The 14,594-nt window shown below is 46.0% G+C and carries 17 protein-coding genes; all 17 read left to right on the top strand.

The genetic code is table 11. The features are described 5' to 3' along the window. The first annotated feature begins 85 nt into the window (after positions 1-85). The 17 genes from O3621_RS08000 to O3621_RS07920 all read left to right on the top strand — a co-directional run bounded on the left by O3621_RS08000 (position 86) and on the right by O3621_RS07920 (position 14,472). Positions 86-586 (top strand): phosphatase PAP2 family protein, encoded by a 501-nt coding sequence (locus O3621_RS08000; RefSeq protein ID WP_314449913.1) that lies wholly within the window; start codon positions 86-88, stop codon positions 584-586. Between the two features lie 125 nt (positions 587-711). After that, positions 712-1,653: a mannose-6-phosphate isomerase, class I gene (gene manA / locus O3621_RS07995; RefSeq protein WP_371514043.1), complete on the top strand. Its 942-nt coding sequence runs from the start codon at positions 712-714 to the stop codon at positions 1,651-1,653. A 264-nt stretch (positions 1,654-1,917) separates the two neighbouring features. Then, positions 1,918-2,118 (top strand): F0F1 ATP synthase subunit C, encoded by a 201-nt coding sequence (locus tag O3621_RS07990; RefSeq protein ID WP_002896005.1) that lies wholly within the window; start codon positions 1,918-1,920, stop codon positions 2,116-2,118. A 35-nt stretch (positions 2,119-2,153) separates the two neighbouring features. Next, complete coding sequence (gene atpB, locus O3621_RS07985) at positions 2,154-2,870, top strand: F0F1 ATP synthase subunit A (protein WP_314364719.1); 717 nt, start codon at positions 2,154-2,156, stop codon at positions 2,868-2,870. A gap of 18 nt (positions 2,871-2,888) precedes the next feature. After that, the gene (atpF, locus tag O3621_RS07980; protein WP_002906932.1) at positions 2,889-3,383 is read left to right on the top strand and encodes a F0F1 ATP synthase subunit B; all 495 of its coding nucleotides are present in this window, start codon (positions 2,889-2,891) and stop codon (positions 3,381-3,383) included. Beyond that, entirely contained in the window at positions 3,383-3,919 is a 537-nt protein-coding gene (locus O3621_RS07975) for a F0F1 ATP synthase subunit delta (RefSeq protein WP_314449908.1), read from the top strand. The genes atpF and O3621_RS07975 overlap by 1 nt, the downstream gene beginning before the upstream one ends. Before the next feature lie 15 nt (positions 3,920-3,934). Beyond that, positions 3,935-5,440, top strand: coding sequence for a F0F1 ATP synthase subunit alpha (gene atpA, locus O3621_RS07970; protein WP_002895997.1), 1,506 nt, complete (start codon positions 3,935-3,937; stop codon positions 5,438-5,440). 15 nt (positions 5,441-5,455) lie between these two features. Continuing rightward, on the top strand, positions 5,456-6,337 hold the full coding sequence (locus O3621_RS07965) for a F0F1 ATP synthase subunit gamma (RefSeq protein WP_002895995.1): 882 nt from the start codon (positions 5,456-5,458) through the stop codon (positions 6,335-6,337). A 38-nt stretch (positions 6,338-6,375) separates the two neighbouring features. Then, a complete protein-coding gene (gene atpD, locus O3621_RS07960) occupies positions 6,376-7,782 on the top strand; it encodes a F0F1 ATP synthase subunit beta (protein WP_314449906.1) in 1,407 nt (468 codons plus the stop codon). 7 nt (positions 7,783-7,789) lie between these two features. Then, positions 7,790-8,212: a F0F1 ATP synthase subunit epsilon gene (locus tag O3621_RS07955; RefSeq protein ID WP_223337571.1), complete on the top strand. Its 423-nt coding sequence runs from the start codon at positions 7,790-7,792 to the stop codon at positions 8,210-8,212. 172 nt (positions 8,213-8,384) lie between these two features. Beyond that, entirely contained in the window at positions 8,385-8,615 is a 231-nt protein-coding gene (locus O3621_RS07950) for a DUF1146 family protein (RefSeq protein ID WP_314364708.1), read from the top strand. A gap of 67 nt (positions 8,616-8,682) precedes the next feature. Continuing rightward, positions 8,683-9,963: a UDP-N-acetylglucosamine 1-carboxyvinyltransferase gene (gene murA, locus O3621_RS07945; RefSeq protein WP_314449903.1), complete on the top strand. Its 1,281-nt coding sequence runs from the start codon at positions 8,683-8,685 to the stop codon at positions 9,961-9,963. Continuing rightward, a complete protein-coding gene (locus tag O3621_RS07940; protein WP_314449902.1) occupies positions 9,956-10,138 on the top strand; it encodes a DNA-directed RNA polymerase subunit beta in 183 nt (60 codons plus the stop codon). Before murA ends, O3621_RS07940 begins: the two co-directional genes overlap by 8 nt. A 58-nt stretch (positions 10,139-10,196) precedes the next feature. Further along, positions 10,197-11,057 carry a DNA/RNA non-specific endonuclease gene (locus O3621_RS07935; protein WP_314449901.1) on the top strand — a complete coding sequence of 287 codons (861 nt, stop codon included), beginning with the start codon at positions 10,197-10,199 and terminating at the stop codon, positions 11,055-11,057. A 177-nt stretch (positions 11,058-11,234) separates the two neighbouring features. Further along, positions 11,235-11,954: a matrixin family metalloprotease gene (locus O3621_RS07930; RefSeq protein ID WP_314449898.1), complete on the top strand. Its 720-nt coding sequence runs from the start codon at positions 11,235-11,237 to the stop codon at positions 11,952-11,954. A 4-nt stretch (positions 11,955-11,958) separates the two neighbouring features. After that, a complete protein-coding gene (locus O3621_RS07925) occupies positions 11,959-12,324 on the top strand; it encodes a hypothetical protein (protein ID WP_314449896.1) in 366 nt (121 codons plus the stop codon). Positions 12,325-12,576: 252 nt separating this feature from the next. Beyond that, positions 12,577-14,472, top strand: coding sequence for an ABC-F family ATP-binding cassette domain-containing protein (locus tag O3621_RS07920; RefSeq protein WP_314449894.1), 1,896 nt, complete (start codon positions 12,577-12,579; stop codon positions 14,470-14,472). The last annotated feature ends 122 nt before the right edge of the window (positions 14,473-14,594 follow it).

Below are 14,594 nucleotides of genomic sequence, written 5' to 3'. Positions count from 1 at the left end.
CTATCTATCTACCATCTTGTCTAGAAATATGCTATAGTAGAGAAAGTATGAGAGTCCAACTTTTAGAAAAGCAGGGTAAGCATGCATGAAAGACTACACAATTTTTTATCAACAATTAACGGCTCCTTTTCGCAGTCGCCCTCAGTGGCTGAAAGGGTTGGCTTACTTCAATCGGGGAATGACCCTCTTCATACCTATCGTTTATGGTCTCGTTCTAATCAGTGCCTTTCTGACGGAAGGTTGGAAAGGGTTGCTTACTTTTTTCTTCTTACCAGCCATTGGATTTGGCCTGTTGTCAGCTATTCGTAAACGACTGAATCAGCCACGCCCTTACGAAAAATGGGATATTCAGCCCTTGCTGACCAAGGATACATCAGGCAAGTCCATGCCCAGCCGCCATGTTTTTTCGGCGACAGTGATTTCCATGTGCCTACTCTACTTTTTCTGGTTGCCGGGACTCCTCTGCCTCTTGCTTTCAGTAGGGCTGGCCCTAGTGCGCGTGATTGGCGGAGTGCACTATCCAAAGGATGTGCTGGTAGGCTATCTTTGCGGCATTTGCTGGGGAGCTTTACTTTTTTTATTATAAAGGACCTGTTTTCGGAAGAGAGTAGACAAAGGACCTCCAGCTATATTATAATAGAAGCAGTAACAACCGTTTCGACACCAAAGGTTATTCCTTGCTGGATCTAAAAAATATTTAAGGAGAATACCATGTCAGAACCATTATTTCTACAGTCTGTGATGCAGGAGAAGATTTGGGGCGGAACCAAGCTGCGCGATGTCTTTGGCTATGAGATTCCCAGCGACCATGTAGGGGAGTATTGGGCTATCTCCGCTCATCCTAATGGTGTGTCAACCGTCAAGAACGGACGCTTTGCCGGCCAGAAGTTAGATGTTCTCTATGCCGAGCACCGTGAGCTTTTTGGCAATCGTCCGGAACCTGTCTTTCCACTTTTGACGAAGATTTTAGATGCTAATGACTGGCTCAGTGTTCAGGTCCATCCTGATGATGCCTATGGATTAGAGCACGAAGGGGAGCTTGGTAAGACTGAATGCTGGTATGTCATTGCTGCAGACGAAGGAGCAGAGATTATTTATGGTCACAATGCCAAGAGCAAGAAAGAGCTGCGCCAGCAGATTGAGAGCAAGGACTGGGACCATCTTCTGACCAAAATCCCAGTCAAAGCTGGTGACTTCTTCTATGTACCAAGTGGCACCATGCATGCCATTGGATCGGGGATTCTGATTTTGGAGACTCAGCAGTCCAGTGACACAACCTATCGTGTTTATGACTTTGATCGCAAGGACGATGCTGGCAATCTTCGTGAGCTACATTTGGAGCAGTCTATTGATGTTTTGACTATCGGTGAGCCTGCTAATAGCCGTCCTGTTACCATTCAGGCAGATAGTTTGACTTCTACTCTTTTGGCGGCCAATGACTTCTTTGCTGTTTACAAGTGGGATATCGCTGGTTCGGTCAATTTTAAAAAGACAGCAGACTATAGCTTGATCAGTGTCTTGGAAGGTGTCGGTGAGCTAGAAGTTGGTGGGGCAGTTTATCCTTTTGAAAAAGGGGAGCATTTCATCCTGCCTAGCGATGTCACAGAATGGACCTTGTCTGGAGATTTGCAGCTGATTATCAGCCATCCATAATCATAGAAAAATCAAGAGCAAATAACCATTTTGCTCTTTTTTCTGTTAAAAATATAGGAAATAAGTAAAATTCTAGACAGTTTCTTCTTATTTATATAGCAGAATAGTTTGTATATCAACAATAATTCAATTGTTTTGACAGGAAAATTTATAAATCAAAAGAATGAAACAAAAAACGCTTACAATGGTGGCAAAAGATTGACTATTCGATATTTTAGGAGTAAACTAAGGAAGTAAATTTTAAAATATAAAGGAGAAGTCATCATGAATTTAACATATTTAGGACTTTGTTTGGCCTGCTTGGGCGTATCAATTGCTGAAGGTATGATTATGAGTAATCTATTTAAAGCAGCAGCTCGTCAGCCAGAAATTATCGGTCAATTGCGAAGCCTCCTAATCTTGGGAGTAGCCTTTGTTGAAGGTACTTTCTTTGTAACGCTGGCTATGTCCTTTGTTATCAAATGAGAAAGGATTCTCTTTAGAAAAGGGGGTGTCATCTGTTGGAAGAAAGTATGAATCCAACTATCAATGTAGGTCCTGTGACCTTTGATTTGACCCTGCTGGCCATGACTCTGCTGACGGTGTTTGTAACTTTTGGACTTGTTTATTGGGCAAGTCGAAAGATGACGATTAAGCCGTCAAGAAAGCAGAATGCTCTGGAATATATCTATGATTTTGTCATTGATTTTACCAAGGGAAACGTTGGCGAGCATTATATGAAGAATTACTCGCTTTTTCTATTCTCCCTCTTTCTTTTCGTGGCTGTGGCTAATAACTTGGGATTGATGGCCAAGGTTCAGACAACCAATGGTTTCAATCTCTGGACATCGCCGACAGCCAATCTCGCTTTTGACTTGGGCTTCTCTCTTTTGGTGACGATTTTCTGTCATGTTGAAGGAGTTCGACGTCAAGGGATAAAAGGATATCTAAAAGGTTTTGTGACTCCGGGTATCATGACACCCATGAATATCTTGGAAGAATTTACCAATTTTGCTTCTCTAGCCTTGCGGATTTATGGGAATATTTTTGCAGGTGAAGTATTGGCTGGTTTGCTCTTGACTTGGGCACATCAAGCGGCGTATTGGTATCCGATTGCCTTTATTATGAACATGGTTTGGACTGGTTTTTCCATCTTTATTTCCTGTATCCAAGCCTATGTTTTTACCATGCTAACATCTATGTATCTTGGTAAAAAGATTAATGGTGAGGTAGAATAAAAAGAAAGGATAGATAACATGAATATAACCGTAGGTGAAATTATTGGCAACTTTATCTTGATTGCCGGCTCCTTTCTTCTTTTAGTATTTCTCATTAAGAAGTTTGCTTGGGGCAATATTATCGGGATTTTAGATCAGCGTGCTCAAAAGATTTCAGACGATATTGACGGTGCGGAAGCGGCCCGTAAGAAAGCTGAAGACTTGGCGCAAAAGCGTGAGGAAGCTCTGGCAGGCAGTCGGGTCGAAGCAGTTTCTATCGTTGAGACTGCTAAGGAGACAGCTGAGAAGAATAAGGCTGGAATCCTAGCTAATGCAGCAGAAGAAGCAGGGCGCTTGAAGGCTAAAGCCAATCAGGAAATTGCCCAAAACAAGGCAGAGGCTATGAGCAGCATCAAAGGAGAAGTAGCTGATTTGACTGTGACTCTGGCCAGTAAGATTCTGAGCCAGGAGCTGGATAAGGAAGCTCAAAGCGAGCTCATTGACCGCTATATCAAACAGTTAGGAGATGCCTGATGGATAAGAAGCAATATGCAATCATTGAGAAATATGCTTTGCCTTTTGTTCAGACGGTCTTTGAAAAAGGTCAGCAAGAAGATGTTTTTGAAAAACTGAGTCAGATTAAGGCTGTTTTCGCGGAGACCGGCCTTGCTGACTTTTTGTCACATATCGGCATCAGTGACCATGAGAAAGAGAAGAGTCTGAGACTTTTTCAAAACTCTGGTTCGCAATTGCTTGATAATCTGATTGAAATTGTCATTCTCAATCATCGTGAAGACCTCTTTTACGAGATCGTGATGGAGAGCCAGCATCAGCTTGAAAAGATCAGCAATGAGTTTGAGGTGACGCTGCGCTCTGTTCAGCCTTTGACAGCCAGTCAGAAGGAGAAGATTCGGCCGATTATTGAGCAGAAGATGGGTCTAAAAGTCCGTTCGCTCAAGGAAGAATTGGACAGCAGCTTGATTGGCGGCTTTGTCATCTCTGCCAATAACAAAACAATTGATGCAAGCATCAAACGTCAATTGCAAGTCGTAAAAGAAAAATTGAAATAGAAAGTGGTGTGAATTTTGGCGATTAACGCACAAGAAATCAGCGCTTTAATTAAGCAACAAATTGAAAATTTCCAGCCAAATTTTGACGTCACAGAAACAGGGGTCGTCACTTATATTGGTGATGGAATCGCGCGTGCTCATGGTCTGGATAAGGCTATGAGCGGAGAGCTCTTAATCTTTGAAAATGGCTCTTATGGTATGGCGCAAAATTTAGAGTCAACCGATGTTGGGATTATCATCTTGGGAGACTTTACAGACATTCGTGAGGGAGATACCATTCGCCGGACTGGTAAAATCATGGAAGTTCCTGTGGGCGAGGCCTTGATTGGACGGGTTGTTGATCCGCTGGGTCGTCCTGTTGATGGACTTGGTGACATTGTCACGGACAAGACACGTCCGGTTGAAACACCGGCTCCGGGTGTCATGCAGCGTAAGTCAGTATCTGAGCCTTTGCAGACAGGTCTCAAGGCTATTGATGCCCTGGTTCCGATTGGCCGCGGCCAACGGGAGCTGATTATCGGAGACCGTCAGACTGGGAAGACGACCATTGCCATTGATGCCATCCTGAACCAAAAAGGTCAGGATATGATTTGTATCTATGTGGCAATTGGTCAGAAAGAATCTACAGTCCGTACACAGGTAGAAACGCTCCGTCAGTATGGTGCTTTGGACTATACGATTGTCGTGACAGCCTCTGCTTCACAGCCGTCGCCTTTGCTTTTCTTGGCGCCTTATGCTGGTGTAGCGATGGCAGAAGAGTTCATGTACAATGGCAAGCATGTTTTGATTGTCTATGATGACTTGTCTAAGCAGGCTGTGGCCTACCGTGAACTGTCTCTCCTGCTCCGTCGTCCGCCAGGCCGTGAGGCCTTTCCTGGAGATGTTTTCTATCTGCATAGCCGTCTCTTGGAGCGTTCAGCCAAGGTTTCTGATGAACTGGGAGGTGGTTCGATTACAGCTCTGCCATTTATTGAAACGCAGGCAGGAGACATTTCGGCTTATATCGCAACCAACGTGATTTCAATCACTGACGGACAAATTTTCCTCAGCGATAGTTTGTTCAATGCTGGGGTACGTCCGGCCATTGATGCAGGTTCTTCTGTATCACGGGTTGGGGGCTCTGCCCAAATCAAGGCTATGAAGAAAGTAGCCGGAACCTTGCGTATCGACCTGGCTTCTTATCGGGAGCTTGAGGCCTTTACTAAGTTTGGTAGTGATTTGGATGCGGCAACGCAGGCCAAGCTCAATCGTGGCCGCAGGACTGTAGAAGTATTGAAGCAGCCGATTCACGAGCCGCTGCCGGTTGAAAAGCAGGTAGTGATTCTCTATGCTTTGACCCATGGTTTCTTAGACAGTGTGCCAGTAGACGATATTCTGCGCTTTGAGTCAGAATTATTTGCCTATTTTGATGCACATCAAGAAAGCATTTATGAAACCATTCGGACAACAAAAGACCTTCCAAGTGAGGAAGTCTTGGATGCTGCCATTACTGAGTTTATTGACCAGTCTAGCTTCAAATAGGAATCGAGGTGTCAGATGGCAGTTTCATTAAATGATATTAAAAATAAAATTGCATCCACGAAAAACACCAGTCAAATCACCAATGCCATGCAGATGGTTTCTGCTGCTAAGCTGGGAAAATCTGAGGAAGCAGCTAAGAACTTTCAGGTCTATGCCCAGAAAGTGCGTAAGTTGGTTACGGATATGCTGCATGGCCACGAGGCAGAAAATGCCCGTCATCACTCAATGTTAATTAGTCGGCCAGTCAAGAAATCAGCCTATATTGTCATTACTTCTGATCGCGGTCTGGTAGGTGGCTATAATGCGACCATTCTCAAAGCTTTGATGGAGCTGAAAGCTGAGTACCATCCGACTGGAGAGGACTTTGAAGTCATCTGTATCGGAAGTGTCGGTGCCGATTTCTTCCGAGCTCGTGGCATTCAGCCGGTTTATGAGCTGCGAGGTCTAGCAGATCAGCCTAGCTTTGATGAGGTTCGTAAAATCATTAGCAAGACCATTGAGATGTATCAGAATGAGCTCTTTGATGAGCTCTATGTCTGCTATAACCACCATGTCAACAGTCTGACCAGTCAGATGCGGGTGGAGCAGATGCTGCCAATCATTGACTTGGACCCTAATGAAGCTGATGAAGATTATACGCTGAATCTGGAACTGGAGTCCAGTCGGGATTCTATCTTGGACCAACTGCTGCCCCAGTTTGCGGAGAGTATGATTTACGGTGCCATTATTGATGCCAAAACAGCTGAGAATGCTGCTGGTATGACTGCTATGCAGACAGCGACAGACAATGCTAAAAAAGTCATCAGTGATTTGACTATTCAGTATAACCGCGCTCGGCAGGCTGCTATTACGCAGGAAATTACTGAAATCGTGGCGGGTGCAAGTGCCCTAGAATAAGGCCACAAATGAATTAGAAATTAAACGAGGGAAAAAACATGAGCTCAGGCAAAATTGCTCAGGTTATCGGGCCGGTCGTAGACGTTGCGTTTGCTGCCGGAGACAAACTACCTGAGATAAATAATGCACTTGTAGTCTATAAAAATGATGAGAAAAAATCAAAAATCGTCCTTGAAGTAGCTCTTGAGCTTGGTGACGGTGTGGTGCGGACCATTGCCATGGAGTCGACCGATGGTTTGACGCGTGGTTTGGAGGTTTTAGATACTGGTCGTCCGATTTCTGTGCCGGTCGGCAAGGAAACTCTAGGTCGGGTGTTCAATGTCCTTGGGGATACTATTGACTTGGATGCGCCTTTTGCAGAAGATGCAGAGCGTCAGCCGATTCATAAGAAGGCACCGACCTTTGATGAACTATCAACTTCATCAGAAATCCTGGAAACAGGGATTAAGGTTATCGACCTTCTAGCTCCTTATCTGAAAGGTGGGAAAGTCGGTCTCTTTGGCGGTGCCGGAGTAGGGAAAACAGTCCTGATTCAGGAATTGATTCACAACATTGCCCAAGAGCACGGTGGGATTTCTGTCTTCACAGGTGTTGGTGAACGGACGCGTGAAGGGAATGACCTCTACTGGGAAATGAAAGAGTCTGGCGTTATCGAAAAGACCGCTATGGTCTTTGGTCAGATGAATGAGCCGCCAGGAGCTCGGATGCGGGTTGCTCTTACCGGACTGACCATCGCGGAATATTTCCGTGATGTGGAAGGTCAGGATGTGCTGCTCTTTATTGACAACATCTTCCGCTTTACGCAGGCTGGTTCGGAAGTGTCTGCCCTTTTGGGTCGCATGCCATCAGCCGTTGGTTACCAACCAACACTTGCGACAGAAATGGGACAGTTACAGGAGCGGATTACATCGACCAAGAAAGGTTCCGTTACTTCCATCCAGGCTATCTATGTACCAGCGGATGACTATACTGACCCAGCACCAGCGACAGCTTTTGCTCACTTGGACTCTACGACCAACCTAGAACGGAAATTGGTTCAGCTGGGGATTTATCCAGCTGTGGATCCACTCGCTTCCAGCTCTCGTGCCCTTTCACCAGAGATTGTCGGAGAAGAGCACTATGCAGTGGCAGCAGAGGTTAAGCGGGTCTTGCAACGTTATCATGAATTGCAGGACATCATTGCTATCCTTGGTATGGATGAGTTGTCTGACGATGAGAAGACGCTGGTTGCGCGTGCACGGCGAATCCAGTTCTTCCTATCACAGAACTTCAATGTGGCAGAGCAGTTTACCGGCCAGCCTGGCTCTTATGTACCAGTAGCTGAAACGGTTCGTGGCTTCAAGGAAATCCTTGAAGGTAAGCACGATAAGCTGCCAGAAGATGCCTTCCGTGGTGTGGGCTCCATGGAGGATGTATTGGCCAAGGCTGAGAAAATGGGATTCTAAGAGGTGAATGATGGCTCAAATGACAGTACAAATCGTGACACCGGATGGTCTTATTTATGATCACCATGCTGCATTTGTTTCCGTAAAGACCATTGATGGTGAGCTGGGGATTTTGCCCCGCCACATCAATACCATTGCTGTTTTAGAAGTAGATCAGGTCAAAGTACGCCGGGTTGATGATGACAAGCATATCGACTGGATCGCGGTCAACGGCGGAATCATTGAAATTGCAGACAATGTCATTACCATTGTGGCGGATTCAGCTGAGCGTGCGCGAGATATCGATATTAGTCGGGCTGAGCGAGCTAAGCTCCGAGCTGAGCAAGAAATCGAAGAAGCACATGATAAGCATTTGATTGACCAAGAACGCCGGGCTAAGATTGCCCTGCAGCGGGCAATCAACCGGATCAATGTCGGAACAAGATTATAAGAAGCTATTTTACATAGATTGATGGAAGTCATTGATCATCTGGTAAGATGCTTTCATGAATACAAAATGAATATGCAAAACTGAGGCAGATCTGTCTCAGTTTTCTTTTCCAAAAAAAGGACAGGACTGTTTAGTTCGTCTCTCACTCGGGTCTTGTGGTATAATAAAAGTTATGGTAGAAGTTGTTTTTAAATTATGCAGTCATTTGCTCTTTATTTTCTTTGCCTTTCATCTGCTGTCAACGGTTGTTGAGTGGGAGAGATTTTTCAAGGTTAATGCCGATAATGCGGTGAAGATTCGCTTTTTGATTCTCTTGTTTAGCATTGCCTTGGGCTATTTAGTCAGCCTTTTCTTCATTGGTATTTACGATATGAGTCGGGCGATTTTTAATGGTACTTTATAAGGTCATATTTTTGATTTTATGGTATGATAGTATGGATGATTTTAAAAATTTAGAGTAAGGAATCGGTATGGAAAAAATTATTATTCAAGGTGGAGATAATCGCTTGGTCGGAAAGGTCAAGATTGAAGGAGCAAAAAATGCGGTGCTGCCTCTCTTAGCAGCGACAGTATTGGCTAGCGAGGGCCAGTCTGTTTTGAAAAATGTTCCGGTCTTGTCTGATGTCTTTACCATGAACAATGTGGTCCGCGGTTTAAACACTCAGGTAGACTTTAATCAGGAAGAAAATACGGTCGTGGTGGACGCCACTCAACCTCTGTCAGAGGAGGCGCCTTACAAATACGTCAGCAAAATGCGGGCGTCTATCGTTGTTTTGGGTCCAGTCCTGGCTCGTAATGGTCATGCTAAAGTTTCCATGCCCGGCGGCTGTACGATTGGCAGTCGGCCTATTGACTTGCACCTGAAGGGCTTAGAAGCCATGGGTGCTCAGATTACCCAAACAGCGGGTTACATCGAAGCGAAGGCAGAGCGGCTCAAGGGAGCTCACATTTACATGGACTTTCCCAGTGTGGGAGCAACGCAAAACATCATGATGGCTGCAACGCTGGCTCAAGGCACGACAGTGATTGAAAATGCTGCTCGGGAGCCTGAAATTGTTGACCTAGCCCTCTTTTTGAATGAAATGGGGGCCAAGGTCAGAGGAGCAGGTACCGAAACTTTGACCATTGTCGGAGTGGATCAGCTGCGTGGGGCCAAGCATAATGTGGTTCAAGACCGTATCGAAGCAGGAACTTTTATGGTTGCTGCAGCCATGACCAGTGGTGATTTGCTGATTGAGGATGCCATTTGGGAGCACAACCGTCCCCTGCTTTCCAAAATGCAGGAAATGGGAGTGGAAGTGACAGAGGAAGATGAAGGGATTCGGGTTCGTTCCGATGTTTCGAAGCTTAGACCAGTTTCGGTCAAGACCCTTCCTTATCCGGGCTTCCCTACCGACATGCAGGCTCAGTTTACGGCACTGATGGCTATGGCTAAGGGCGAGTCTACGATGATTGAGACCGTCTTTGAGAACCGCTTCCAGCATCTGGAGGAAATGCGTCGGATGGGGTTGCACTCTGATATCATGCGTGACACAGCTCGCATCTGGGGCGGCGGCAGTCTTCAGGGAGCTGAAGTCATGTCAACAGACCTCCGGGCCAGTGCAACTTTGATTCTGATGGGCTTGATTGCTGAAGGCGAGACTAAGGTCAGCAAGCTTGTACACTTAGACCGAGGCTACTATAAATTCCATGAAAAATTGGCAGCCTTGGGAGCCAAAGTAAAGCGTGTAAAGGAAGAAGACGATGAGTGAAAATCTTAAATATTTAGGCCGGCAGATTGGCCTTGTTCTACTGGTTCTCCTGGTAGCAGTGATTCTCTTTTTCGTGTCTCTGATGATTGGCTATAACATTATCGGAAACGGTAAGGGCTCTATCTGGTCACCAGAAACCTGGCAAGAATTAATCGGGAAGTTTACTGGAAACTAGCTCCTAGTCGAAAAGACTGGCTGAAATGATTCCAGTTTGCTAAGTTGAAAGAAAGAAGATGAAAAGAAAGACTAGTCAGAAAAGGAATTCTAAGAGCCTGCAAGGCTGGGCTGGGTTGACTCTGGCCTTGATTTTGGCTCTGGCTGGCTATTTCTGGGGACAGGATGGTCAGCAGCTGCTTCAAAGTCCAAATTCAGAAATCAGAGTTGGGCAAGTCCAAGATCAGGGCACCCCTAGTCAGGAACTAGCTGAGAGCGTTCTGATGGATGCTGTCCGAGCTCAGCTCAAAGGCAGCATTGAATGGAACGGAGCTGGCGCCTTTATCGTGAATGGAAATAAGACAGACTTGGATGCGGGGATTTCTAGTAAGCCCTATGCTGACAATAAGACCAAGCTTGTTCAAGGGCAAACGATCCCAACGATGGCGAATGCCTTTTTATCCAAGTCAACCCGCCAGTACAAAAAACGGGAAGAAACTGGAAATGCCAACACTTCATGGGTACCGGCAGGCTGGCATCAACTCAAGAACCTCCCTGGTGAGTACAATCATGCTGTGGACCGAGGACATCTCTTGGCCTATTCGCTGATTGGTGGTTTGAAGGGCTTTGATGCCTCTACTAGCAATCCTGCCAATATCGCTGTGCAGACCGCTTGGTCCAACCAAGCCAATGAAGCGGACTCGACAGGGCAGAATTACTACGAGACAAAGATCCGGAAGGCCCTGGATAAGAACAAGCGGGTGCGCTACCGGGTAACCTTGATTTATGCTACGGAGACGGATTTAGTGCCGGTTGGTTCTCACCTAGAGGCCAAGTCCAGCGATGGTAGTCTGGAATTCAATGTCTTTATCCCGAATGTGCAAAAAGGGATTCGCTTGGACTATAATAGTGGCAGGGTCAGTCTGGATAGAGGTTCTTAATTTTATACTCAAAAATGGTTTTGCAAAGAGTATTCAATAGTATGAAAAGAAATGGTTGCAGATTTGTAGTCATTTTCTTTTATACTAATAGATAGAAAGAAGGCGAATTTTTCAGTCTTCTTTAAGAAAGCGGTGGTAAAATCAACGTTCTCTTACAATCTAGTAAAGGAGGTTGCGATGGGACTTATTTTTAAAAGCATCCGGTTCCTCATGCGTCTGATTGGGCGCGTGGTTTGGGGACTTGCCTGGTCCTTTGTCCTGAGCTTTATGGTTATTGTCGGAATTTTCTATTTTACCACTTCGACAAAACCGGGTACAGAGGGACTGACGCAGGCTGTTCAGACGGCTGTTGGCAGAGTGGATCAATTTTTAAATCACCAAGGCATTTCCACAGGGCTTCACAGCAGTGAGGAGACGCAGACGGATCAGCTGACAGATGAGCATGAAACAACAGGGGCTCGTTGGGATCAGCCAAGCGCCACGATTTATATCGATACAAATAATGAAACCTTCCGTTCAGCCTATAAGGAGGCCATTGATTCTTGGAATCAAACAGGTGCCTTCACCTTTCAAATCATCAACGACAAAGACAAGGCGGACATTGTTGCAACGGAGATGAACGATGGCAACATCAGTGCAGCTGGTGAAGCTGAGTCGCAGACCAATCTCCTAACCAAGCGGTTTACCCATGTCACGGTTCGCCTTAACAGTTACTACCTGCTGGACAGTCGCTATGCTTATTCTCATGAGCGGATTGTCAATACAGCTGCGCACGAATTGGGCCATGCTATCGGATTAGACCATAATGAGGAGGAATCAGTGATGCAGTCAGCAGGCTCGTTTTACAGTATCCAGCTGACAGATATCCAGGCTGTAAAAGACTTGTATCAATCGTAAGCCTATGTTAAAATCTATTTTTTACTTGATTCGATACTTTCCAGAGCAAGTTTTTCTCTTTGTTTTTAACTCAGGAATCTTTGTCTGGCTATGGAAAAGCGGCAATGAAATTGCCAACCAGCTAGGAGTGACAGCGGCTTGGGAAAATCATGTTCCGGCGCCCATTCAGGTCTTCTTCGGTCAGAATATTGAGGCAGTTCAGGGATTTTTTCACAATTCGGCCTTTATGTGGCTAGTCGGGTCCATGATTATCCTTCTGGTTATTCGTCTGATCAAGGGAATGATTAAATTTGTTGTCTTTGCGGTTCTGATTCTGCTGGGAATTTATCTGATTTTGCAGAATCAATCTATTCTCAATAGTTTTATGTAGAGGCTGGGACAAAAGTCCTAGCCTCTCAATTGTCTTTGGATTGTCGAGCAAGACGCAGTGGTTGAGTGGGCTCTACTACGCTGATTTCATCAGCTTTTACAGCCCTACTCAACTGTGCGGAGGTGGGACGACGAAATCGAATTCTAACGAATTACCGATTTCTCTCCCACTCTCTTTTTCTTTTGGGGAGCTGAGTTCGCTTTCTCTTGAATTCTGATAGCTGTGCTTCTGGAAATCTGCTATAATGGTCTTATGATTATTTTACAAGCAAGCAAGATTGAGCGCTCTTTTGCAGGGGAGCTTCTTTTTGACAATATTAACCTGCAAGTGGATGAGGGTGATCGGATTGCCCTCGTCGGTAAAAATGGAGCTGGGAAGTCAACCTTGCTCAAGATTTTGGTGGGCGAGGAAGAGCCTACTTCTGGTCAGATCAATAAAAAACGAGACCTGTCCCTGTCCTATCTGGCTCAGGACAGCCGCTTTGAGTCGGAGAATACCATCTACGATGAGATGCTGCTGGTCTTTGATAGTCTGCGTCAGCAAGAGAAGCGCTTGCGGCAGATGGAGCTGCAAATGGGAGAATTGTCAGGGGAAGAGCTGACTGCTCTCATGACCCAGTACGACCAGCTGTCAGAGGACTTTCGCCAGAAAGGTGGTTTTACCTATGAGGCTGATATTCGAGCGATTTTGAATGGCTTCAAGTTTGACCAGTCCATGTGGCAGATGAAGATTTCTGAGCTTTCAGGAGGGCAGAATACCCGTCTGGCGCTGGCTAAGATGCTTTTGGAAAAGCCAGAGTTGTTGGTACTGGACGAGCCGACCAACCACTTGGATATTGAGACCATTGCCTGGCTGGAGGCTTACTTGATTAACTACAGCGGTGCCTTGATCATTGTCAGCCACGACCGCTATTTCCTAGATAAGGTTGCGACCATCACGCTGGATTTGACCAAGCATTCCTTGGATCGCTATGCGGGCAATTACTCTAGCTTTGTGGTCCAAAAGGAGCAGAAGCTGGCTACTGAAGCCAAGAACTATGAAAAGCAGCAGAAAGAAATCGCTGCGCTGGAGGACTTTGTCAATCGCAATCTAGTCCGGGCCTCTACTACCAAGCGGGCTCAGTCCCGTCGTAAGCAGCTGGAAAAGATGGAGCGTTTGGACAAGCCGGAGACCGGCAGCCGCTCGGCTAATATGACCTTCAAATCTGATAAAGTTTCGGGCAATGTTGTTCTGACCCTGGAAGATGCGGCTATTGGCTATGGCGAGGAAGTCCTATCGGAGCCAATTAACCTTGATATTCGCAAGTTTAATGCGGTCGCTATTGTCGGACCAAATGGGATTGGAAAGACGACCTTGATTAAATCACTAATCGGTCAAGTGCCCTTCATCAGAGGCAAGGAGCAGCTGGGGGCTAATGTGGAAGTGGGCTACTATGACCAGACCCAGAGTAAACTGACTGCCAGCAATACGGTTCTTGATGAGCTATGGAATGACTTCAAGCTGACGCCAGAGGTCGAGATTCGCAATCGCTTAGGCGCTTTTCTCTTCTCGGGAGACGATGTCAAGAAGTCTGTCGGCATGCTATCAGGTGGAGAGCGAGCACGCCTGCTCCTAGCCAAGCTGTCTATGGAAAACAACAACTTTCTCATCCTAGACGAGCCGACCAACCATCTGGACATTGACAGCAAGGAAGTGCTGGAAAATGCTCTGATTGACTTTGACGGCACCCTGCTCTTTGTCAGCCACGACCGTTACTTTATCAATCGCGTGGCCACCCAGATCATCGAGCTCTCTGAGACAGGCTCCACCCTTTATCTTGGTGATTATGACTACTATCTGGAGAAAAAGGCAGAGCAGGAAGCCTTGCGTGAGGAGACGGAGCAGGTTGATTCTGATAAGCCATCATCTACCAATGACTATCAGCTTCAAAAGGAAAACCAGAAAGAACAGCGCCGGCTGGCCCGCCGCCTAGAACAACTGGAAGCACAAATCGAGGACTTGGACAGCCAGATCAGTCAGCTACAGGAAGCCATGCAGGCTACCAACGACGCCGCTGAACTCATGGAGAGCCAGCAGCAAATCGACCAGCTGACCTCCACCCAAGAAGAAGCCATGCTAGAATGGGAAGAACTGGCGGAGAAGGTGTAGGAGTATGCAGTTTCTGTGAGAAATGAGCTTCTTAGAGCTTACAGGAAAAATTAAATTGATATTCAATGTGGTTCAGTTATCGTATTACTAAAGATTTTGATGACTGAATCGTTTTATTTAAG

The organism is Streptococcus sp. 20925_1_22, from assembly GCF_041431685.1.
Classification (GTDB): domain Bacteria; phylum Bacillota; class Bacilli; order Lactobacillales; family Streptococcaceae; genus Streptococcus.
This window is presented reverse-complemented; position numbering and strand designations above follow the sequence as displayed.